The organism is Kitasatospora sp. NPDC058444 (assembly GCF_042721415.1).
Taxonomy (GTDB): Bacteria; Actinomycetota; Actinomycetes; order Streptomycetales; family Streptomycetaceae; genus Kitasatospora.
Genome location: NZ_JBHXLL010000021.1, coordinates 1 through 23153, shown reverse-complemented (window position 1 = coordinate 23153; position 23153 = coordinate 1). Strand labels below are relative to the sequence as shown.

The following is a 23153-nucleotide window of genomic DNA, read 5'->3' as shown; positions in this document are numbered from 1 at the left end:
CCCCGCCCGCGCCCCACGCCCGGATGTCAGTCCCACCCGGCACCATGGGGGCATGGCGCCCCAGACCCCGACCCCTCCCCGCCACGACCCGCTGGCCGGCTTCGCCCCCGCCACCCGGGCCTGGTTCACCGGTGCCTTCTCCGCCCCCACCGCCGCCCAGTCCGAGGCCTGGCGGGCCATCCAGCGGGACACGGACGTCCTGGTGGTCGCCCCCACCGGTTCCGGCAAGACGCTGGCCGCCTTCCTCTCCGCCCTCGACCACCTCAGCAGCACCCCTCCCCCCGCCGAGCCCAAGCGCCGCTGCCGGGTCCTCTACGTCTCGCCGCTCAAGGCCCTCGCGGTGGACGTCGAACGGAACCTGCGCGCCCCGCTGGCCGGCCTGCGCCAGGCCGCCGTCCGGCTCGGCCTGCCCGAGCCCGAGGTCCAGGTCGCCATCCGCTCCGGCGACACCCCGGCCGCCGACCGCCGCCGCTTCGCGACCCACCCGCCGGACATCCTGATCACCACCCCCGAGTCGCTGTTCCTGCTGCTCACCTCCGCCTCCCGGGAGGCCCTGCGCGGCGTGGACACGGTGATCCTGGACGAGGTTCACGCCGTCGCCGGCACCAAGCGCGGCGCCCACCTCGCGCTCAGCCTGGAGCGGCTGGACGAGCTGCTGGACCACCCGGCCCGCCGGATCGGCCTGTCCGCGACGGTCCGCCCGGTCGAGGAGGTGGCCCGCTTCCTGAGCCCCGGGCGCGGCGCCACCGTGGTGCAGCCCGCCTCCGCCAAGGACTTCGACCTCTCGGTGGTCGTCCCCGTCCCCGACCTCGACGACCTGCCCGCCGCCCCGGCCACCGGCGGCGCCGCCGGCAGCGACCCGCAGCGGCAGTCCTCGATCTGGCCGCACGTCGAGGAGCGGATCGTCGACCTGGTCGAGGCCCACCGCTCGACCATCGTCTTCGCCAACTCCCGCCGACTGGCCGAGCGGCTGTGCAACCGGCTGAACGAGATCGCCCACGAGCGCGCCACCGGCACCGCCGTCCCCGAGGCGCACGCCCCGGCCCAGCTGATGGGCGGCTCGGGCGCGGCCAAGGGCGCGCCCCCGGTGATCGCCCGGGCCCACCACGGCTCCGTCTCCAAGGAGCAGCGCTCGCTCGTCGAGGAGGAGTTGAAGGCCGGCCGGCTGCCCGCCGTGGTCGCCACCTCCAGCCTGGAGCTGGGCATCGACATGGGCGCCGTCGAGCTGGTCGTCCAGGTCGAGTCCCCGCCCTCGGTCGCCTCCGGCCTCCAGCGGGTCGGCCGGGCCGGCCACCAGGTCGGCGCCGTCTCCACCGGCGTCTTCTTCCCCAAGTACCGGGGGGACCTCGTGCAGTCGGCCGTGGTCACCGAGCGGATGCGGGCCGGCCGGATCGAGGCGCTGCGCATCCCGCGCAACCCGCTGGACGTGCTCGCCCAGCAGCTGGTCGCGATGACGGCCCTGGACACCTGGCCGGTGGACGAGCTGCTCGCCGTGGTCCGCCGCGCCGCCCCCTTCGCCACCCTCCCCCGGTCCGCTTTCGACGCCGTGCTCGACATGCTGGCCGGCCGCTACCCCTCGGACGCCTTCGCCGAGCTGCGCCCCCGCCTGGTGTGGGACCGGGTGGCCGGCACGGTGACCGGCCGCCCCGGCGCCCAGCGGCTGGCCGTCACCTCCGGCGGCACCATCCCGGACCGCGGCCTGTTCGGCGTCTTCATCGCCGGATCGGCCGCAGCCGATGCGAAGGCGGGGAAGAAGGGCGGCGGAAGGGTCGGAGAGCTCGACGAGGAGATGGTCTACGAGTCCCGCGTCGGCGACGTGTTCACCCTCGGCACCACGTCCTGGCGGATCGAGGAGATCACCCACGACAAGGTGCTGGTCACCCCGGCCCCCGGCGTCCCCGGCCGGCTCCCGTTCTGGAAGGGCGACACCCTCGGCCGCCCGCTCGAACTCGGCCGCGCCCTCGGCGCCTTCACCCGCGAACTGGGCGCCCTGCGACCGGAGGCCGCCACCGAGCGCCTCAAACGGGCCGGCCTGGACGACTGGGCCGCCGCCAACCTGCTGGACTACCTGGCGGAGCAGCGCGCCGCCTGCGGACACCTCCCGGACGACCGCACCATCGTGGTCGAGCGCTTCCGGGACGAGCTCGGCGACTGGCGGATCGTCATCCACTCCCCCTTCGGCGCCCAGGTGCACGCCCCCTGGGCGCTCGCCCTCGGCGCCCGGCTGCGCGAGAAGCACGGCCTGGACCCCCAGGTCATGCACGCCGACGACGGCATCGTGCTCCGCCTGCCCGACGCCGATCTGCTCGCCCCCGACTTCGACTTCAGCACCCCGTCGGAACACGCCGCGTCGGACGAGGCCCCGGTCGGCGCCGACGCCGCCCTGTTCGATCCCGGCGAGATCGAGCAGCTGGTCACCGACCAGGTCGGCGGCTCCGCCCTGTTCGCCTCCCGCTTCCGGGAGTGCGCCGGCCGCGCCCTGCTGCTCCCCCGCCGCAACCCCGGCCGCCGCACCCCGCTCTGGCAGCAGCGCCAGCGCGCCGCCCAGCTGCTCGAAGTCGCCTCCGAGTACGGCTCGTTCCCGATCGTCCTGGAAGCCGTCCGGGAGTGCCTGCAGGACGTCTTCGACGTCCCCGGCCTGGTCGAGCTGATGGGCGATCTGGAGTCCCGCGCCGTCCGCCTGGTCGAGGTCACCACCCCGGAGCCCTCGCCGTTCGCCCGCTCGCTGCTGTTCGGCTACGTCGCCCAGTTCCTCTACGAGGGCGACTCCCCGCTCGCCGAGCGCCGCGCCGCCGCCCTCTCGCTCGACTCCCGGCTGCTGTCCGAACTCCTCGGCCAGGCCGAGCTGAGCGAACTGCTCGACCCGCAGGTGCTCGCCGAGCTGGAGGCCGAGCTCCAGCGCCTCACCCCCGAGCGCCGGATCAGGGACGCCGAGGGTGTCGCCGACGCCCTGCGCCTGCTCGGCCCGCTCAGCGAGGCCGAGTTGACGCTCCGCGGCGCCGAGCCGCTGTGGGCCCTGGAGCTGGAGGCGGCCCGCCGGGTGATCCAGGTCCGGATCGCCGGCGAGCAGCGCTGGGCCGCGATCGAGGACGCCGGACGGCTGCGCGACGCGCTGGGCACGCCGCTGCCGGTCGGCGTCCCGGAGGCCTTCACCGAGCCGGTCAAGGACCCGCTGGGCGATCTGATCGCCCGCCACGCCCGGACCCACGGCCCGTTCACCGCCGCCGAGGCCGCCGCCCGCTACGGCCTGGGCACCGCCGTGGTCACCGGCACCCTGCACCGTCTGACCGCCGCCGGCCGCCTGGTCCAGGGCCACTACCTCCCACCCGCCGAGCACCACACCGCCGCCGCCGAATGGTGCGACGCCGAGGTGCTGCGCCGGCTGCGCCGCCGTTCGCTGGCCGCCCTGCGCCAGGAGGTCGAGCCGGTCCCGCCGCGCGCCCTGGCCGCCTTCCTCCCGCAGTGGCAGCACCTGTCCGGCCACCGGCTGCGCGGCCCGGACGGCCTGCTGCGGGTGGTCGAGCAGCTCCAGGGCACCGCCCTGCCCGCCTCCGCGCTGGAGAAGCTGATCCTCCCGGCCCGGCTCACCGACTACTCCCCCGGCCTGCTGGACGAGCTGACGGCGGCCGGCGAGGTCGGCTGGTGCGGGGCCGGCGCCCTGCCCGGCAAGGACGGCTGGCTCACCCTGCACCTCGCCGAGAACGCCCACCTGCTGCGCCCCGAGCCCGTCCCGCCCGCGCTCACCCCGGTGCACAGCGCCCTGATGTCCGCGCTGGCCGGCGGCTACGGCCTGTTCTTCCGCCAACTCGTCCAGCAGCTCCCGGAGGAGACCGCCGAGCCGGAGGTCGTCGAGGCGCTCTGGGACCTGGTCTGGGCCGGTTACGTCACCAACGACACCCTCGCCCCGCTGCGCGCCCTGCTCGGCTCCGGCCGGACGGCGGGCGCCACCGCCCACCGCGCACCGCGGTCCACCCCGCGCGGCCGCTACGGCGGCGCCGGCCGCGCCTTCGGCCGGGTCGGCGGCGCCCCGCGCAGCGGCCCGCCGACGGTGGCCGGCCGCTGGTCGCTGCTGCCCGCCTTCGCCGCCGACCCGACGGTCCGGGCCACCGCCCAGGCGCAGAGCCTGCTGGACCGGCACGGCCTGCTCACCCGGGGCGCGGTGGCGGCCGAACGGGTGCCCGGCGGCTTCGCCGGGGTCTACCGGGTGCTCGCCGCGATGGAGGAGCGCGGCCGGGCCCGCCGGGGCTACTTCGTCGAGGGCCTGGGCGGCGCCCAGTTCGCCATGGAGGGCGCGGCCGACCGGCTGCGCTCGGTGAACGGCCGGCTGGAGCGGGCCCGGGCCGCCGAGTGGCCGGCCGCCCCGGCCGGCGAACCGCCGCAGACCCTGGTGCTGGCCGCCGCCGATCCGGCCAACGCCTACGGCGCCGCCCTGCCCTGGCCCGAACCGCCCACCGCCCCGGGAGGCAAGGAGTCCACCGCCCACCGTCCGGGTCGCAAGGCGGGCGCCCTGGTGGTCCTGGTGGACGGCGAGCTGGCGCTGTACGTCGAGCGCGGCGGCAAGTCCCTGCTGGCCTGGCCGGAGGACGAGGCCACCCGGGCACTGGCGGCCGGGGCGCTCGCGGCCGCCGTCCGGGAGGGCGCGCTCGGCGGCGTCACGGTCGAGCGGGCCAACGGCGTGCCCGCCCTCGGCTCGGACCTGGGCCGCGCCCTGGAGGAGGCAGGCTTCCACGCCACCCCGCGCGGGCTGCGGCTGCGTCCCTGACCGCGCCTTCCGATCCCCGGCGCGGGAACCGACCCCGGCGCGGGAACCGCGCGGGGGCGGCGGAACGCCGGAGGCCGCGGGGTCGACGACCCCGCGGCCTCCGGCCACGTCGAATCACCCGATCGGCGGCGGCGGTGCGTCCACCGGGTCCGCCGGGCCCAGCGGCTCCGCGCGCGGGCGCCGGGCCGGGCCGGTGGCGTTCCGGTCGGCGTGGACCGGGATGAGACCGAGCCCCCAGCCGCCGGCCGCGAGCAGCCCCAGCACCGCACCGTCGGTCAGCTGTCCGCGGACCACCAGGAGCCACCAGAGGAACCCGGCCACCGAGACCGCCAGCAGCCACCGCACCGGACGCCGTACCCGCGGGAACAGCCGCGCCCGGGCCCGTATTCGGACCATCGGGCGCGTCTGCGCGTCTGTTCGCACGACCGCCCTCCCTTCGCTCGCCCCGGGCAGGGACGCCCGGGAGTCGAGGCCGGGATCAGGCGGCGACCACGTCCATCGCGGCGGCCTTGGGCGACATGTTCGCCCGGTCGGTGCCGGGGGCGGGCAGCGGAACCGGTTCGAGTACCGGCCTCAGCAGATCACCTTCGGAGAGGGTGGCCATCGCCGCAAGTTCGGCGAGCGACAGCTCGTCGCTGACCTCGCGCATGACTTCGGACATCCGGACGTCGAGTGCGTCGCAGATGGCGGAGAGCAGCTCCGACGAGGCTTCCTTCTGGCCCCGCTCGACCTCGGAGAGGTATCCGAGCGAAACCCTGGCGGCCGCCGACACCTCGCGGAGTGTGCGGCCCTGGCGCTGGCGCTGCCGACGCAGTACATCGCCCAGTAGGCGACGGAGCAGGATCATCGGTGCCTCCCTCCTCGGACTGCGGATCGAGATGTCACGTCCCCACCGTACCGCCTTGCCCGCTTCGCGTGCGGGGACCCTGGTCGTGTTCACTCTGGGCTGCAAGGCCGTCCCCCTCCTCGTTCCGGTGTCCTGCCCGGGTTCGCGGGCCCGTCGTGGTACCCGTAGCGGCTCACCCGGCCACCGTCACGCAACTCGTTCGCCACCTGGTTTCTGCCCAACCAGGCTGTTGGATGTAACACGATCCTCCAGCTGTCCCATACCCGCGCGCCAGATCGCCGGATCTCGGTTCGGTGGAGATCCCCTCCAGCCGGGCCCCTACCGGGCGAAACGACCGACCAGCAGCTCCAGCGCGGCGGTCACCGCCCCGTGACGGATTGTGGCACGACCGCCCGACAGCCGGGGAGAACTGACCAGAGTTCCCCCCGGGCCGGCGACCGCCAGGTGTACGGTGCCCACCGGCTGCCCGTCCTGCGGGTCCGGCCCGGCCACCCCGGTGGTCGCGAGCCCGTACGTGGCCCCCAGCAACCCGCGCACGCCCTCGGCCATCTGCCGGGCCACCACCGGGTGGACCGGTCCGTACACGTCCAGCAGGCCCTCGTCCACCCCGAGCACCGAAGCCTTCAGTTCGGTCGCGTACGCGGTGACCGAACCCCGGAAGGTCGTGGACGCCCCGGGGACGTCCACCAGGGCGGCGGCCAGCAGACCCCCGGTCAGCGACTCGGCGACGGCCAGCGTGCCGCCCTCGGCCCGCAGCGCGGCGTGCGCCCGCTCGGCCAGCTCGTAGTCCCGCGCCACCGCGTCCGGCGCCGCCACGTCCCGCTCCGCCACCAGGTTTCCCCCGTCGCTCAGCGGCCCGCCCGGGCCGCGGCCTGTCCCTCGCGGCGCAGTCGCAGCGCCTGTCCGATGTAGTCCAGCGCGGTGCCGACGGTCAGCAGCACCGCCAGGCCCATCAGCACGGCCCGCCCGGTGGCCAGCCAGCCGGTCAGGGCCAGGACGTACATGCCGACCGCGGTGCCCTGGGTCAGCGTCTTGAGCTTGCCGCCGCGGCTGGCCGGGATGACCCCGTAGCGGATCACCCAGAACCGCATCAGCGTGATGCCGAGCTCGCGGGCCAGGATCACCACGGTGACCCACCAGGGCAGGTCGCCGAGCAGCGAGAGGCCGATCAGCGCCGAGCCCATGATCGCCTTGTCGGCGATCGGGTCGGCGATCTTCCCGAAGTCGGTGACCAGGCCCTTGCGCCGGGCCAGTTCACCGTCGAACAGGTCGGTGATCATCGCGATCGCGAACGCGGCCCAGGCGACCGAGCGCCACTTGGGGTCGTGCCCGCCGCCGGCGAACAGCAGCGCCACGAAGACCGGTACCAGCAGCACCCGGACCATCGTGAGCACGTTGGCGATGTTCCAGACCCCCGGGGCGGACGGCGCCGCGGCCACCGGTCTGCCCGGGTGGGCCGCGGCCGGGGCGCCCGGCCCCTTGGTCATTCCCCGGCTCCCGAGGCCTCGACCCCCGCGGTCCCGGGCAGTCGCACCTGCTCCAGCGCCTCGGCGATCAGGTCCACGCCCTCGCTGGCGACCACCTTGGCCCGCCAGAACTGGCCGACCTCGGGGGCGTCGACGCCCTCCAGGGTGGTCAGGCCGTCGGTCTCCGGGGCCTGGTGGGCGGCGCGGCCCTCGACCACACCGTCCTCGATCGACTCGATCAGCACCTCGACCTCGGTGCCGATCCGCTGCTCGGCCCGCTGGGCGGTCATCTCCTCGGCCAGCCGGCTCAGCCGGTCCAGGCGGTCGGCGATCACGTCCTCGGCGAGCTTGCCGTCGTAGGTCGCGGCCTCGGTGCCGTCCTCGTCCGAGTAGCCGAAGACGCCGATCGCGTCCAGGCCGGCGTGCGTGACGAAGCGCTCCAGCTCGGCGAAGTCCTCCTCGGTCTCGCCGGGGAAGCCCACGATGAAGTTGGACCGGGCGCCGGCCTGCGGGGCCTTGCCGCGGATGGTCCCCAGCAGTTCCAGGAACTGGTCGGTGGAGCCGAAGCGGCGCATCCGGCGCAGCACCGCGGGCGCCGAGTGCTGGAAGGACAGGTCGAAGTAGGGCACCACGTCGGCGGTCCCGGTCATCGAGTCGATCAGGCCCGGGCGCATCTCGGCCGGCTGGAGGTAGGAGACCCGGACCCGCTCGACGCCCTCGATCGCGGCGATCTCGCCGAGCAGCGTCTCCAGCAGCCGGATGTCGCCGAGGTCCTTGCCGTACGAGGTGTTGTTCTCGCTCACCAGGACGATCTCGCGCACGCCCTGCCCGGCCAGCCACTGGGCCTCGTTCAGCACGTCGGAGGGGCGGCGGGAGATGAAGGAGCCGCGGAAGGCCGGGATGGCGCAGAAGGAGCAGCGGCGGTCGCAGCCGGAGGCGAGCTTGACCGAGGCCACCGGGTTGTCGTCCAGCCGCTTGCGCAGGGTGCGCGGGCCGGAGGCGGGGGCGAGGCCGTCGGGCAGGTCGGCGATCGGCTCGGCGGGGGCCTCGGCGCCGTGGCCGGGCAGCGCCACGGACTCGGCGGCGGACTGCCGCTCGGCCGGGCTGATCGGCAGCAGCTTGCGGCGGTCGCGCGGCAGGTGCGGCGCGTGGTGGCCGCCGGAGAGGATGGTCTGCAGGCGGTCGGAGATGTTGGTGTAGTCGTCGAAGCCGAGCACGCCGTCCGCCTCGGGCAGCGCGTCGGCGAGCTCCTTGCCGTACCGCTCGGCCATGCAGCCGACCGCGACGACGGCCTGGGTGCGGCCGTGTCCCTTGAGGTCGTTGGCCTCCAGCAGGGCGTCCACGGAGTCCTTCTTGGCGGCCTCGACGAAGCCGCAGGTGTTGACCACGGCGACGTCCGCTTCGGCGGCGTCGTCGACGAGCAACCAGCCGTCGGCTTCCAGTCGCCCGGCGAGTTCCTCGGAGTCCACCTCGTTGCGGGCGCATCCGAGCGTGACAAGGGCGACAGTGCGGCGTTCAGGCATAGGGCCAAGATTAACGCGCGGGCTCCGGTGCCGTTCGCCCCGGAGGCCGCGCGCCTCGGATCAGCTGATCATCAGCGGGCCTCGCGCCCCCTGTGGTCAGCCCGCCTGCGGGTCTCCGGGGGTGTACGTGACGTGCACCACCTGGCCGTCCTTGCCGAGGAGGCCGAGGTCCTTCCCGTTGACGTACGCGTGCACGGCCCCGCCGTTGCCGAGCACCAGCTTGATCTGCTTGGGGTCGGTGAAGGTCTGGTCCTGGCCGTTGCCGATGTTGTTCTGGAACAGCGACTTGCCGTTGCCGTCCATCGCCGAGACCCAGCTGGTGCCCTCGGCGACCAGCTTCACGGTGACCTTGTCGGCCGGGACGGCGGCGATCGCGGCGGCGCTCGGCGCGGGCGCCGGCGGCTGGACGGCGGGCGTGGCGGCGGGGGCCACCGAGCCGGTCCCGGAACCGCTGGGCAGCGGCGCGCTGGCCGAGCCGGCGGTCCCGCGCCCGCCGTTGCCGCTCACCAGGTTGAAGCCGATCAGCGCGACCACGGCGACGATCGCGGCGACCATGGCGGCCGCCCAGTTCGGCCGGCCGCGGCGGGGCACCTTGATCGGGCCGCTGTCGATCAGCTGGGTCGCCGGGCGCCTGGCGGCGGGCGGGCCGCCGTGCGCGGCGTCGTACCGGGCCACCAGGGCCTCGCCGTCCAGGCCGATCGCCCGGGCGATCAGGCGGATGTGCCCGCGGGCGTAGAAGTCGCCGCCGCAGCGGGCGAAGTCGTCCGCCTCGATGGCATGGACGATCGGCACCCGCACCCGGGTGGCGGTGCTCACCTGGTCCACCGTGAGCCCCGCGTCGATCCGGGCGGTGGACAGCACCCGGCCGATGCTCGGGGCATCGGCCGCCTGCGTCAGGTCGTCGGTCGGCTCGACGGACGACGTGGCGTTCTCGCGGTCGGAGGACTTGCCGATGGTCACGGGGCACGCCTTTCGAGCGGATGGCCACCTGCTGGGGAACAGTCTAGGGGCGCTGGCGGATCGTTTCTCAAGCGGAACGGGCCCGAATGCGCGCACCCGATCCGACCGGGGTCCGGCACCGCGCTGACGGGTCGTCAGCGCGGCCGCGCGGGGAGCCCGGGGTTCGCTTTCCGCCGTGTGACGCGGTGTACGTACGTTCGGTTCCCCACACGGCGCCTACCCTCCTCCGAACGAGTGACACCCGGGTCAGGACACGGGCCAGCCCCCGACCGGACCCGTCCGTCAGCCCCGAAGGGTGATCAGCACCCCGTCCAGCTCGTCCGGCTTCACCAGCACGTCGCGGGCCTTGGAGCCCTCGCTCGGGCCGACGATCCCCCGCGACTCCATCAGGTCCATCAGCCGGCCCGCCTTCGCGAAGCCGACCCGGAGCTTGCGCTGGAGCATCGAGGTCGAGCCGAACTGGGTGGAGACCACCAGCTCGGCCGCCTGGATCAGCAGGTCCAGGTCGTCGCCGATCTCCTCGTCGATCTCCTTCTTCGGCCCGGCACCGGCCATCACGTCGTCCCGGTAGACGGCGGTCAGCTGGTCCTTGCAGTGCTGCACCACCCTGGCGATCTCCGCCTCGGTGACGAACGCGCCCTGCATGCGGACCGGCTTGCTGGCCCCCATCGGCAGGAAGAGCGCGTCGCCCTTGCCGATCAGCTTCTCCGCGCCGGGCTGGTCCAGGATGACCCGGGAGTCGGCCATCGCGGAGGTCGCGAAGGCCAGCCGGGACGGCACGTTGGCCTTGATCAGGCCGGTGACCACGTCCACCGAGGGCCGCTGGGTGGCGAGCACCAGGTGGATGCCGGCCGCGCGGGCCAGCTGGGTGATCCGGACCACCGAGTCCTCGACGTCGCGCGGCGCGACCATCATCAGGTCGGCCAGCTCGTCGACGATCACCAGCAGGTACGGGTACGGCGTCAGCTCGCGCTCGCTGCCCAGCGGCGGGGTGACCTTGCCCGCCCGCACCGCCGCGTTGAAGTCGTCCACGTGCCGGAAGCCGAACGCCGCGAGGTCGTCGTAGCGCATGTCCATCTCGCGCACCACCCACTGGAGGGCCTCGGCGGCCTTCTTGGGGTTGGTGATGATCGGCGTGATCAGGTGCGGGATGCCCTCGTACGCGGTCAGCTCGACCCGCTTGGGGTCGACCAGCACCATCCGCACCTCGTCCGGGGTGGCCCGGGCGAGGATCGAGGTGATCAGGCAGTTGATGCAGGAGGACTTGCCCGCGCCGGTCGCGCCGGCCACCAGGATGTGCGGCATCTTGGCGAGGTTGGCCATCACGGTGTGGCCCTCGACGTCCTTGCCCATGCCGACGACCATCGGGTGGGTGTCCTCGGCGGCCGTGCGCGAGCGCAGCAGGTCGCCGAGGTTGACCATCTCGCGGTCCCGGTTGGGGATCTCGATCCCGACCGCGGACTTCCCGGGGATCGGGCTGATGATCCGCACGTCCGGGCTGGCCACCGCGTACGCGATGTTCTTGGCGAGCGCGGTGATCCGCTCCACCTTGACCGCCGGGCCGAGCTCGACCTCGTAGCGGGTGACCGTCGGCCCCCGGGTGAAGCCGGTGACCTTGGCGTCCACCTTGAACTCGGCGAAGGTGCCGGTGAGCTGGGCGACCACCTCGTCGTTGAGGGCGCTGCGGGCCTTGGCCGGGCCGCCGCGCTCCAGCAGGTCGAGCGAGGGCAGGGCGTAGGTGATGCCCTCGCCGAACTGCAACTGCTCCATCCGCACCGGTGCCGCGCCGTGCTCCTCGGGGGCGCCCGGGCGGCCGCCGCGGGCGGCCGGGACGGCGGGCTCCTCCGGCGGGGCGGTGCGGTCCTGCACCTGGTGCATCATGTCCGCCACCGCGGAGGAGGCGGGCACGCCGTAGACCAGGGCGCCGTCCAGGTCCGCGGCGGCGCCGGCGGCGAGGTCGCGGGTGGCGTACGGGTCCAGCGGCTCCTTGTCCAGGGAGATCCGCTCGGCGTCCTCCGGCTCCTCGGTCTGCTTGCGCCGGCGGCGGCGCCGGCGGGCGGCCACCTCGTCCGAGGGGTCGTCACCGTCGGTCTCCACGGTGAACGGCAGCGCGTCGGGGTCGGCGTCCTCCGGCGGGTCGGTGGACAGCTCGCGCTCCGGCGTGCGCCCCCAATGGAGCTCGTCCTCGGGCCTGGGCTCGACCACGCCCAGCCGTATGCCGATCCCCCGCACCCGCTCGCCGATCCGGTTGATCGGGGTGGCGGTGACCACCAGCAGGCCGAAGAAGGCCAGCAGCAGGAGCAGCGGCACGGCGAGCGCCGGCCCGGCGGCGGCCATCATCGGGGTGGACGCGGCCCAGCCGATGATTCCGCCGGCCGCCCTTATCCGGGAGGCGCCGCTGCCCATCATGGGCGCGCCGCAGCCGATGTGGACCAGGCCCAGGACGCCGACCAGCAGCGCGCTCAGCCCGATCATGATCCGCCCGTTGGCCTCCGGCAGCTCCGGATGGCGCCAGAGCCGGATCGCCATCGCGGCCAGCAGGAACGGCACCAGCACGTCGAGCCGGCCGAACAGCCCGGACACCACGGCGGTGGCCCCCTCGCCCAGCCAGCCCTGGGGGCTGAACCAGGTGCCGGCCGCGGTCACCAGCGCGAGCGCGAACAGCAGCAGGCCCACGCCGTCCTTGCGGTGGTCCGGATGCAGGTTCTTGGCACCGTCGCCGAAGCCCCGGAAGATCGCGGCGATCGGGCTCCCCAGGGCGTTGAGCGCGCCCATCAGCACCGACCTGGACGGCTTCGGCGCGGGCGGGGCCGCCTTCGCCGCCGTCTTCTTCGCGGGAGCCGCCTTCTTCGCCGCCGCCTTCTTCGCGGGCGGCTTGCCCGGGGCCTTCGCCGCGGCCTTCTTGGACGGTCCCGGACTCGTCTTACGTGCTGCGTTCCCGGGCGTGCGAGTGGCCATGGGTCAGCAGCCTACCGGGGCGGACGACCACTGCACATGCGCCCGAGCCCGGGCGCCCGGACGTGTCGCAGACACACCGTCACCCTGACCGGGATTCACCCGGTCGCCACACCGGACCACCCGGACGGGTGAACCACCGCGTGGGGATCAGGACGGGATCAGGAACTGCCCGGGCGCATCGCGTCCAGGGCCCGGCGCAGCCCGGCGAGCTTGCGCTCCAGGTGCGCGGTGGTGGCGGCCACCCCGGCGTCCTCGCCCCCGTCCAGCTGCTTGCCGAGCGCCTCCGCCTGCTCCTCGACCGCCGCCAGCCGCGCGGACAGCTCGCCCAGCAGCGCCCCGCCGAGGGCCTGGTCGTCGCCGCCCTCCTCCAGTTGCAGGCGCAGCAGCGCGGCCTGCTCCTTCAGCTGGCAGTTCTTCGCGTACAGGTCGACGAAGACGGAGACCTTGGCGCGCAGCACCCACGGGTCGAAGGGCTTGGAGATGTAGTCCACCGCACCGGCCGCGTAGCCGCGGAAGGTGTGGTGGGGGCCGTGGTTGATCGCGGTCAGGAAGATGATCGGGATGTCCCGGGTGCGCTCGCGGCGCTTGATGTGGGCGGCGGTCTCGAAGCCGTCCATCCCCGGCATCTGGACGTCCAGCAGGATCACCGCGAAGTCGTCGGTGAGCAGCGCCTTCAGCGCCTCCTCACCGGAGGCCGCGCGGACCAGTGTCTGGTCCAGGGCCGAGAGGATCGCCTCCAGCGCCAGCAGGTTCTCCGGTCGGTCGTCGACCAGGAGGATCTTGGCCTTCTGCATCAGGGCTCGCCCTCCTGTCGCCTGCCTGCCGCCCGGTGCAGGCACCCGCGTACTGCCCACCGCTACCCCGGTCATGCTAGCCGCACCCCCTCGCCCGGCACATCGCCCCGTCGTGACCCGATCCGGAGCGGCGCGCAGTCCGTGCTCCGGCGCACGCTCACCAGCGTGTCGCCGTCCGGTCACTGTTCGCAACGATCGGTGACCCTACCCGGTTCCCGGGCCCGACCGCCAGCAAACCGACCGCCCGGACGGCGTGAACCCCGGGGCCCGGTCCGGGGTTCACGCCTCCCGGCGCGGTCACGCGCGGCCGCCGTTCAGCCACTCGCGCATCACCGTCAGCAGGTGGTCGGTCTCCACCGGCTTGGTGATGTGGTCGGTGGCGCCCGCCTGCAACGACTTCTCCTTGTCGCCCTTCATCGCCTTGGCGGTCAGCGCGATGATCGGCAGGCCGGCGAACTGGGGCATCCGGCGGATCGCCTCGGTGGTCGCGTAACCGTCCATCTCCGGCATCATGATGTCCATCAGGACCAGCGCCACGTTCTCGTGCTGCTCCAGCATCTCGATGCCCTCGCGGCCGTTCTCCGCGTACAGGACGGTCAGGCCGTGCTGCTCCAGCACGCTGGTGAGGGCGAACACGTTGCGGACGTCGTCGTCCACGATCAGCACCTGCTGGCCGTCGAAGCGCCGGTCGCCGTTGACCGGGCGGGGCTGGACGTGCTCCACCGTCCGCGGCCCGGCGGCGCTCTCCAGGGCGGCGCTGCGCCGGCGCTCCACGGCGCCGCGGCGGCGCTCCTCGGCCAGCTCGCGGACCTCCTGGGCCCAGTGGTCGGCCGGGTTCTCGCCGACCGGCACCGGCAGGCCCACCGGGGTCACCCCGACCGAGGCGCGCGGCGCCAGGCCGCTCGGCACGATCTGGCGGGGCTCGCCGACGGCCTCCGGGGCCTCGGTGCGCAGCGGCAGGTAGAGCGTGAAGGTGGAGCCCTTGCCCAGCTCGCTCTCGGCGTGGATCTCGCCGCCGAGCAGCCGGGCGATCTCCCGGCTGATGGACAGTCCGAGGCCGGTGCCGCCGTACTTGCGGCTGGTGGTGCCGTCGGCCTGCTTGAACGCCTCGAAGATCTCCCGCAGCTTGTTGCCGGGGATGCCGATGCCGGTGTCGGAGACCGCGAAGGCGATCAGCTCGTCGTCCGGCCCCTTGATCGAGCCGGACTCCAGCAGCCGCTCGCGCACGTGCTGCGGGACCTCCGCGCCTGCCGGACGGATCGAGAAGTCGACGGCTCCGGCGTCGGTGAACTTCACCGCGTTGGAGATCAGGTTGCGCAACACCTGCTGGAGCCGCTGCTCGTCGGTGTGCAGGGTGACCGGCAGGGCGGGCGAGACCCGGACGGCGAAGTCCAGGTTCTTGTCCAGCGCGACCGGCTGGAAGGTGGCCTCGACGTAGTCGACCAGCTGGACCAGCGCGATCCGGGCCGGGCGGACGTCCATCTTGCCGGCCTCGACCTTGGACAGGTCGAGGATGTCGTTGATCAGCTGGAGCAGGTCGGAGCCCGCGCCGTGGATGGTGTCGGCGAACTCGACCTGCTTCGGCGAGAGGTTGCCCTCGTTGTTGTCGGAGAGCAGCTTGGCCAGGATCAGCAGCGAGTTGAGCGGGGTGCGCAGCTCGTGCGACATGTTGGCGAGGAACTCGCTCTTGTACCGGGAGGCCAGGGCGAGCTGTTCGGCCCGCTCCTCCAGGACCTGCCGGGCCTCCTCGATCTCGCTGTTCTTGATCTCGATGTCGCGGTTCTGCTGGGCGAGTTGCTCGGCCTTCTCCTGCAACTCCTCGTTGGTGCGCTCCAGTTCCTCCTGACGCGCCTCCAACTCGGCGGAACGCATGGAGAGTTCGGCGGTGAGGCGCTGGGACTCCAGCAGCAGGCCCTCGGTCTTGGTGTTGACGCTGATGGTGTTGACGGTGACGCCGATCAGGTCGGCGATCTGGTTCAGGAAGTCCAGCGCGACGGTGGTGAAGGAGCTGAAGGTGGCCAGCTCGATCACGCCCAGCAGCCGGCCCTCGAACAGCACCGGCAGCACCACGATGTGGGCCGGGGAGGCCTCGCCGAGCCCGGAGGCGATCTTCAGGTAGCCGGGCGGCGCCTCCTTGAGGATGATCGCCCGCTTCTCCACCGCCGCCTGGCCGATCAGCGACTCGCCCGGGCGGAAGGTGGTCGGCATCGCCCGCCGCTGGTAGCCGTAGCTGCCGATCAGGCGCAGCACGGTGTCGTTCTCGTCGTCGTCCTCGGTGATCAGCTCGGCGGTGCGGCCGGCCGGCTGGGCGAGGAAGAAGGCGCCGTGCTGGGCGGAGACCACCGGGGTCAGCTCGGTCATGATCAGCGAGGCGACCGCCTCCAGGTCCCGGCGGCCCTGGAGCAGACCGGAGATCCGGGCCAGGTTGGTCTTGAGCCAGTCCTGCTCCTGGTTGGTGCGGGTGGTCTCGCGCAGGTTGGCGATCATCTGGTTGATGTTGTCCTTGAGCTCGTCGAGCTCGCCCGCGGCGTCCACGTCGATCCGCAGGCTCAGGTCGCCCCTGGTGACCGCGGTGGCGACCTGGGCGATCGCGCGCACCTGCCGGGTCAGGTTGTTGGCCAGTTCGTTCACCGACTCGGTGAGGTCCTGCCAGGTGCCGTCCACCCCGGGCACCCGGGCCTGGCCGCCGAGCCGCCCGTCGGTGCCGACCTCGCGGGCCACCCGGGTGACCTCGTCGGCGAACGCCGAGAGCTGGTCGACCATGGTGTTGATGTTGGTCTTGAGCTGGAGGATCTCGCCGCGCGCGTCGACGTCGATCTTCTGCGAGAGGTCGCCGCGGGCGACCGCCGTGATCACCAGCGCGATGTTCCGCACCTGTCCGGTGAGGTTGTTGGCCATCTGGTTGACGTTGTCGGTCAGGTCCTTCCAGATGCCGGCCACGCCCGGCACGCTCGCCTGGCCGCCCAGGGTGCCGTCGGTGCCGACCTCGCGGGCCACCCGGGTGACCTCCACCGCGAAGGAGGACAGCTGGTCGACCATGGTGTTCAGGGTCGCGGCGAGCGCCGCCACCTCGCCCTGGGCGTCGATGGCGATCTTCTTGGAGAGGTCGCCACGGGCCACCGCGCCGGCGACCTCGGCGATGTTGCGCACCTGTCCGGTCAGGTTCGACGCCATGAAGTTGACGTTGTCGGTCAGGTCCTTCCAGATGCCCGACACCCCGCGCACCCGGGCCTGGCCGCCGAGGATGCCCTCGGTGCCCACCTCGCGGGCCACCCGCGTCACCTCGTCGGCGAACGCCGACAGCTGGTCGACCATGGTGTTGACGGTCGTCACCAGCTCCAGGATCTCGCCCCGGGCGTCGACGGTGATCTTCTTGGAGACGTCGCCGCGCGCCACCGCCGTGGTCACCTCGGCGATGTTCCGGACCTGGCTGGTCAGGTTGTTGGCCATCAGGTTGACGGAGTTGGTCAGGTCCTTCCAGATCCCGGCCACGCCGGGCACGCTGGCCTGGCCGCCGAGGATGCCCTCGGTGCCGACGTCCCGGGCGACCCGGGTCACCTCGTCCGCGAAGGCGCCCAGCTGGTCCACCATCGTGTTGATGGTGTTCTTCAGCTCCAGGATCTCCCCGCGCGCGTCGACCTGGATCTTCTGCGACAGGTCTCCCTTGGCGACCGCGGTCGTCACCTGGGCGATGTTCCGCACCTGATCGGTGAGGTTGTTCGCCATGAAGTTGACGTTGTCGGTCAGGTCCCGCCAGACCCCGGCCGCCCAGGGCACCTGCGCCTGGCCGCCGAGCCGTCCCTCGGTGCCCACCTGGCGGGCCACCCGGGTCACCTGCTCGGCGAAGCCGGAGAGCTGGTCGACCATCGTGTTGATGGTGTTCTTCAGCTCCAGCATCTCGCCGCGCGCGTCCACCTCGATCTTCTGCGAGAGGTCCCCGCGCGCCACCGCCGTGGTCACCTGGGCGATGTTGCGGACCTGGCCGGTCAGGTTGTCGGCCATGAAGTTCACCGAGTCGGTGAGGTCCCGCCAGACCCCGGCCACGCCCGGTACCTGGGCCTGCCCGCCGAGCCGGCCCTCCGTCCCCACGTCCCGGGCCACCGCGGTGACCTGGGCGGCGAACCCGTTGAGCTGGTCCACCATCGTGTTGACGGTGTTCTTCAGCTCCAGCATCTCACCGGCCACCTCGACGGTGACCTTGCGGGACAGGTCGCCCTTGGCCACCGCCGTCGTCACCTGGGCGATGTTGCGCACCTGGGCGGTCAGCCGGCCCGCCATGGTGTTGACCGAGTCCGCCAGGTCCTTCCAACTGCCGGACACGCTGCGGACCTTGGCCTGACCGCCGAGCTTGCCCTCGGTGCCGACCTCGCGGGCCACCCGGGTCACCTCGTCGGTGAACTCGGAGAGCTGGTCCACCAGCCCGTTCACGGTCCGCCCGATCTTCAGGTACTCGCCGCGCAGCGGGTGGCTCACCCCGTTGCTGTGCAGCGAGCGCAGCTCCATCTTCTGGTCCAGGTCGCCCTCGGCGATCGAGGTGAGCACCCGGCCCACCTCGGCCATCGGACGGGCCAGGTCGTCGATCAGCGCGTTGCAGTTGTCGACCGCCGCCATCCAGGCGCCCTCGCCCGCACCGGTCTCCAGCCGCTCGTTCAGCCGGCCCTCGCGGCCCACCGCGCGCCGGACCCTCGCCAGTTCACCCGTCAGGTGCTGGTTGCGCTCGGCGACCTCGTTGAACACCGCGGCGATCTCGGCCAGCGGCCCGTCCCCCGGGACGGTCAGCCGGCGGCGGAAGTTGCCGTCCCTCATCGCGGTCAGCGCCGACAGCAGCTTGCGCAGCTCGGCGGGCTCCGCGCCACGACCGTGGCCCGGGGCCCGCCGGCCGGCCGCGTTCCGCGGCACGGCCCCGGGGCGCCCACCGCGCGTGGCGGGCGGCGTCGTTCCGGTTGCGTCCTTGGTGGCCGAACTCAACGGGCCCCTCCCACATCGTGAACTGTCCGGTGACCGACCGTGCCGGTGCGGCACGCACCCGGGCACCGGCCCGGCTGGGCTGCGTGCCGACGGTCCTCGACGCGCCGGCACCCACACGACCGTACTGCTCGCACCGGCCGTCGCGGACCCCCCAGTCTGGCAGCACCGGCACCGGGTGCACGGCCGGTTGCGCTCGGTTCGTACCGCACCGTCCGAAACAGGTGGGCAGAATCACTCTCTGGTGCCTGTTTCGACTCCCCGCCCCCACGGGGAACCAACCGGAAAGTAGGGTGGAGCGCTGCACCGGGCCACGACCCGACCCAGCGCCGCCGCTCACCCCGACGGCGCGCACGGGGAGTCGGCGCCGCACCCCGGACAGCCAGGGCAAGAGCAGCAGAGGAGAAGTGGCAACGTGGTCACCGCGCGCGCAGCCGCCACCTTCGACCCCGACGGCCGGTCCGCGGCCGCCGCGCGGGGTTTCGTCCGGGACGCGCTGCTCGGCTGGGGCCTGCCCGAGGTCGTCGACGACGCGGTCGTGCTGGTCAGCGAGCTCGTCACCAACGCCGTCGTGCACGCCGGCACCGACGCGGAGGTCTGCTGCCTGCGCGAGGAGGAGAGCGTCCGGATCGAGGTCACCGACCACCACCCCGAGCGCGGACTGCCCTCGCTCGGCGGCGGTCCGGTCACCGGCTCCGACCGGTACGCCGACCCGGACGGCGAGGGCGGTCGCGGCCTGCTGATGTGCTCCGCCCTCGCCGAGCGGTGGGGCGTCGAGTACGCGGCCGGGCGCAAGACCGTCTGGTTCCGCCTCGCGCTGCCCGCACAGGTGCTCGGCACCCGCTACGCCGTTCCCGCGACGCCCGGCAGCGATCTGCCCAGCGGCCCCGGCCCGGTGCACGTCGCCGTCGTCCAACTCGACGAGGACGGCCGGGTGCTGGCCTGGAACCCGGACGCCGAGGCGCTCTTCCAGTACCCCGCCGCGGCCGTCCTCGGCCGCCCCTGGGCCGACCTCGCGGTCTGGCCCGAGTCCCCCGGCACCCGCGGCCCCGGCCTGACCGACACCCTGCGGATGGCCCGCTGGGAGGGCGGCTACGGCATCCGCCGCCGGGACGGCCACGAGGTCGAGGTGTACGGCGCCCAGGTCCGGCTGCGCGACACCGAGGGCGTCCCCTCCACCCTCTGCCTGCTCGTCCTCGAACCCGACCGCGCGGTGCTGCGCTCCCCCGCCCGGGCCCTGCCCGGCGAGCGCCCCGACCCGGCCGGGCCCCGGCTCGACCTGCTGGCCGGCCCGGTCGCCACCGACGACCTCGACACCCTGCTCCAGCGCACCGTCGAACGCGCCCGCGACCTGCTCGACGGCGACGCCGCGTACCTGCTGCTCACCACCGACGACGAGGCCGAGTTCGAGGTCCGCGCCGCCACCGGCCTCACCGCCGGACACCGCAGACACACCCGCTTCCCGGTCGGCACCGGCAACCGCTACGACTCCGCCCGGCTGCCCTCCGTCCACGAGGACCTCTCCACCCGGCCCACCGGCCTGCCCCTGCTCTCCGACAGCGGCATGCGCTCCCTGATCACCGTCCCGCTCAAGGTCGAGGGCCGGCTGATCGGGTCGCTCGGCATCGCCGCCGCCGTGCCCGGCCGCTACGACAACGAGGACGCGCTGCGCCTCCAGTTCGCCGCCGACCGGGTCGCCCTCGCCGTCGAGAGCACCCGGCTGACCGAGCTCGAACAGCTGCGCCGCGGCTCGCTCTCCTTCCTGGTCGAGGCCTCCGACCTGCTGGCCGGCACCCTCGAACACGAGCAGACCCTCGCGCTGATGGCCCAGATGGCCGTCCCCACCCTCGCCTCCTGGTGCGCCGTCTACACCACCGCCGACCACTCCTCCCCGGCCAGGCTCGCCTTCGTCCTGCACGAGGACGAGGACCGCATCGACCCGCTGCGCGACCTCCTCGACAAGACCCCCGTGCCGGAGGCCGGCCCCGCCCACGGCGTCCGCTTCTGGACGGCCCCCGCCGAAGCCGCCGAGGCGGGCGGCCTCACCGACGGCCCGGAACTCGCCGGCCTGCTCGGCGAGACCGTCGTGCTCGCGCTGACCGCCCGCAACCGCGTCATCGGCCTGCTGGTGCTCGGCGTCCCGGCCGGCGTCAGGTTCCGCCAGGAGATCCTCGAACTCGCCGAGGACCTCTCCCGCCGGGCCGCCCTCGCCCTGGACAACTCCCGCCTCTACTCCGAGCGCACCGCCACCAGCCAGGCCCTCCAGCGCAGCCTGCTCCCGCCGGACCTGCCGGAGATCCCCGGCGTCGAGGTGGACGTGTACTACCAGGCGGCCGGCGAGGGCAACGAGGTCGGCGGCGACTTCTACGACCTGTTCACCATCCGCGAGGGCACCTACGGCTTCGCCATCGGCGACGTCTGCGGCACCGGCCCCGAGGCCGCCTCGGTCACCGGCCTGGCCCGGCACTCGCTGCGGCTCCTCGCCCGCGAGGGCCTGGACGCGCCGCAGGTGCTGCGCCGGCTCAACGCGGCCATCCTGGACGAGGGTTCGCGCAGCCGCTTCCTCACCCTGCTCTACGGCGAGCTGACGCCCCGCCCGGACGGCAGCACCGAGCTCTCCCTGGTCTGTGCCGGCCATCCGCTGCCGCTGCGGCTGCGCACCGACGGCCAGGTCGACCGCGCCGCCACCCCGCAGCCGCTGCTCGGCGTCATGGACGACCTCGACCTCACCGCCGAGCACCTGGTGCTCGCCCCCGGCGAGGTCCTGCTCTGCGTCACCGACGGGGTCACCGAACGCCGCGAGGGCCGGCGGATGCTGGGCGACGACGGCCTCGCCGAGGTGCTCACCGGCTGCACCGGCCTGACCGCCGGCGCGGTCGCGGCGAGGGTGCAGCGCGCGGTCGAGCGCTTCGCCCCGGAGCCGCCGTCCGACGACATGGCGATCCTGACCCTGCGGGTGCCCACCCAGCGCAAGGCCTGAGCGCTCCGCGGCCGACCCGCGGCGCAGTACGGACGCGGTGTCGGCGCGGTGCTGACGCAGTCACAAATTGTTATATTCACAATGGTGCAATCGGGGAGGGGTCGGGTAGACCGATCCCACCGGAGATTCCCTCCGGCGGGGACGCGACCAGCGGCTCTCCGCTGGCCCATCACTTCCGATGGCCCACCTCCTTCGACCGCGGCCCGCGCACACTCTCAGCCGTGCGCCCTCGGCGCGGTCGCGCGCATCCACTCATCGAGACGACACCACAGCGTCACTGCGCCCTGCGCGCGCCCAGAGTGAAAGGAGCCTCCGGTGAGCAACGACGCTACCGGGGCAACGAACGCCCGCTCCACCGGAGCCGACGCGGGTAACCTCGGCTACCTCGCGCTCGGTCTCACACTGCTCGCCTACGGCCTGCTCTCCACCGGCATCCTGCACGACGCCGGAGTCGGGAACGCGGCCCACCTCGCCCATCTCCTCGGCGGCGTCACCCTCTTCATCGCGGGCCTCTGGCAGCTCCGCGGCGGCGAGGGCTTCACCGGAACCGCCTTCACCACCCTCGGCGCCTTCTGGGCGACCTGGTCGGCGGCCGGCGGCGCGGGCAAGAACGCCGCCGGACTCTTCCTGCTGCTGTGGGCCCTGCTCGCCCTCACCCTCACCGCCGCCGGCTGGGGCGCGGGCCTGCTCAGCCGCGCCGTCTACGGCCTGCTGACGGTCTCCCTGCTGCTCTCCGCCATCGCCAGCTTCGGCGGCTACGGCGGCCTGGCCAAGACCGCCGGCTGGATCGCGGCCGCCTCCGGGCTCGCCGCCTGGTACGGGGCCGCCTCCGCGCTGAGCAACGGCTCCTGGGGGAAGATCAGCCTGCCGGTCAAGTAACCGGCCGGGACCGGCCTCGGTCAACCGACCTGCTCCAACCGCTCCTCCGCGGTGCCGCGGGGCCCGACCTCCGTCCGGGCGGAGGCCCGGCCCCGTCGGCGTGCCGCCAACGCCAGCACGGCGTAGGCGAGGAGCAGGATCGCCACGGCCACGATGCCGTCCGACCAGAAGTGATTGGCCGTCACCACCACCACGGCCACCGTCAACAACGGATGCAGCACCATCACCCAACGCAGCGAACTGCGCGACACCCGGATCACCGCGACCGCTGCCAGCACGCACCAGGCGACGTGCACCGAGGGCATCGCCGACAGCTGATCGGCCACCACCACACCGCCGACCGCGCCGCCGTAGACCGACTGCCCGTACTGGGCGGCCACGTCGACGAAGCCGCTCTCCGGCAGCATCCGCGGCGGCGCCACCGGGATGAACTGCACCAGCAGGCAGACCGCGGTCGTGATCACCACCGTGTTGCGCACCCACGCGTAGCGCTCGCGGTGCCGCACGAACACCCAGAGCAGGACGCCCAGCATCACGGCGAAGTGCATGACCGCGTAGTAGTAGTTCGCCAGTCGCACCAGCACCGGGTACGGCGTGACCGCCTTCTGCCAGGAGGCCTCGTCCGGCAGCCCGACCACCTGCTCGGTGTGGTGGATCCAGCTCGCGCGGTCCAGCGCGTGGTCCGTGCTCATCACCGAGAGGTGCCCGACCAGCTGCCAGAGCGCGAACAGCGCCAGCAACGTGCCGGCCTCCCGCAGCAGCGCGGACAGCGCCGGCTTCCGGCCCTTCACCGCGGCGTACGCGCCCGCATGGAGACCGATGGCGGCGGCCCCGGCCGACTGCCAGGTCAGGGTCAGGTTCTGCATTGGCAGAGGGTAACGCAAAAAACCCCTGATCCGAATGGATCAGGGGTTTTTTGGAATGATTGTTCGGCGGCGTCCTACTCTCCCACAGGGTCCCCCCTGCAGTACCATCGGCGCTGTGAGGCTTAGCTTCCGGGTTCGGAATGTAACCGGGCG

General features: G+C 73.4%; 13 protein-coding genes and 1 rRNA gene. 3 read left to right on the top strand and 11 right to left on the bottom strand.

All coding sequences use genetic code 11. From position 1 onward, the window contains the following. Positions 1-52 precede the first annotated feature (52 nt). Positions 53-4762: an ATP-dependent helicase gene (locus ACFWP2_RS22110; protein ID WP_380453936.1), complete on the top strand. Its 4710-nt coding sequence runs from the start codon at positions 53-55 to the stop codon at positions 4760-4762. A gap of 114 nt (positions 4763-4876) precedes the next feature. Here ACFWP2_RS22110 and ACFWP2_RS22105 read toward each other — a convergent pair whose 3' ends face one another. The 9 genes from ACFWP2_RS22105 to ACFWP2_RS22065 form a co-directional block, all read right to left on the bottom strand. Further along, the gene (locus tag ACFWP2_RS22105) at positions 4877-5185 is read right to left on the bottom strand and encodes a hypothetical protein (protein ID WP_380453934.1); all 309 of its coding nucleotides are present in this window, start codon (positions 5183-5185) and stop codon (positions 4877-4879) included. A 55-nt stretch (positions 5186-5240) separates the two neighbouring features. Further along, positions 5241-5609: a helix-turn-helix domain-containing protein gene (locus tag ACFWP2_RS22100; protein ID WP_049660741.1), complete on the bottom strand. Its 369-nt coding sequence runs from the start codon at positions 5607-5609 to the stop codon at positions 5241-5243. Positions 5610-5927: 318 nt separating this feature from the next. Then, a complete protein-coding gene (locus tag ACFWP2_RS22095) occupies positions 5928-6440 on the bottom strand; it encodes a CinA family protein (protein WP_380453932.1) in 513 nt (170 codons plus the stop codon). 17 nt (positions 6441-6457) lie between these two features. Next, positions 6458-7096 (bottom strand): CDP-diacylglycerol--glycerol-3-phosphate 3-phosphatidyltransferase, encoded by a 639-nt coding sequence (gene pgsA / locus ACFWP2_RS22090; protein ID WP_380453930.1) that lies wholly within the window; start codon positions 7094-7096, stop codon positions 6458-6460. Further along, entirely contained in the window at positions 7093-8598 is a 1506-nt protein-coding gene (rimO, locus tag ACFWP2_RS22085; protein WP_380453928.1) for a 30S ribosomal protein S12 methylthiotransferase RimO, read from the bottom strand. Before rimO ends, pgsA begins: the two co-directional genes overlap by 4 nt. A gap of 96 nt (positions 8599-8694) precedes the next feature. Then, entirely contained in the window at positions 8695-9558 is an 864-nt protein-coding gene (locus ACFWP2_RS22080; protein ID WP_380453926.1) for a helix-turn-helix domain-containing protein, read from the bottom strand. 282 nt (positions 9559-9840) lie between these two features. Continuing rightward, complete coding sequence (locus ACFWP2_RS22075; RefSeq protein ID WP_380453924.1) at positions 9841-12516, bottom strand: DNA translocase FtsK; 2676 nt, start codon at positions 12514-12516, stop codon at positions 9841-9843. Between the two features lie 158 nt (positions 12517-12674). Next, positions 12675-13313 carry a two-component system response regulator gene (locus ACFWP2_RS22070; RefSeq protein WP_380454124.1) on the bottom strand — a complete coding sequence of 213 codons (639 nt, stop codon included), beginning with the start codon at positions 13311-13313 and terminating at the stop codon, positions 12675-12677. Between the two features lie 294 nt (positions 13314-13607). Beyond that, a complete protein-coding gene (locus ACFWP2_RS22065) occupies positions 13608-18116 on the bottom strand; it encodes a HAMP domain-containing protein (protein ID WP_380454122.1) in 4509 nt (1502 codons plus the stop codon). A gap of 574 nt (positions 18117-18690) precedes the next feature. On the opposite strand from ACFWP2_RS22065, the gene ACFWP2_RS22060 reads away from it, so the two are divergent. Together ACFWP2_RS22060 and ACFWP2_RS22055 are read left to right on the top strand one after the other, a co-directional pair. Next, positions 18691-21255 (top strand): SpoIIE family protein phosphatase, encoded by a 2565-nt coding sequence (locus ACFWP2_RS22060; protein WP_380453922.1) that lies wholly within the window; start codon positions 18691-18693, stop codon positions 21253-21255. Between the two features lie 315 nt (positions 21256-21570). Continuing rightward, the gene (locus ACFWP2_RS22055; protein WP_380453920.1) at positions 21571-22134 is read left to right on the top strand and encodes a GPR1/FUN34/YaaH family transporter; all 564 of its coding nucleotides are present in this window, start codon (positions 21571-21573) and stop codon (positions 22132-22134) included. Positions 22135-22154: 20 nt separating this feature from the next. Here ACFWP2_RS22055 and ACFWP2_RS22050 read toward each other — a convergent pair whose 3' ends face one another. Beyond that, complete coding sequence (locus ACFWP2_RS22050) at positions 22155-23000, bottom strand: phosphatase PAP2 family protein (RefSeq protein WP_380453918.1); 846 nt, start codon at positions 22998-23000, stop codon at positions 22155-22157. 61 nt (positions 23001-23061) lie between these two features. Then, positions 23062-23153: ribosomal RNA gene (rrf, locus tag ACFWP2_RS22045) — 5S ribosomal RNA — on the bottom strand; the annotation flags it as partial.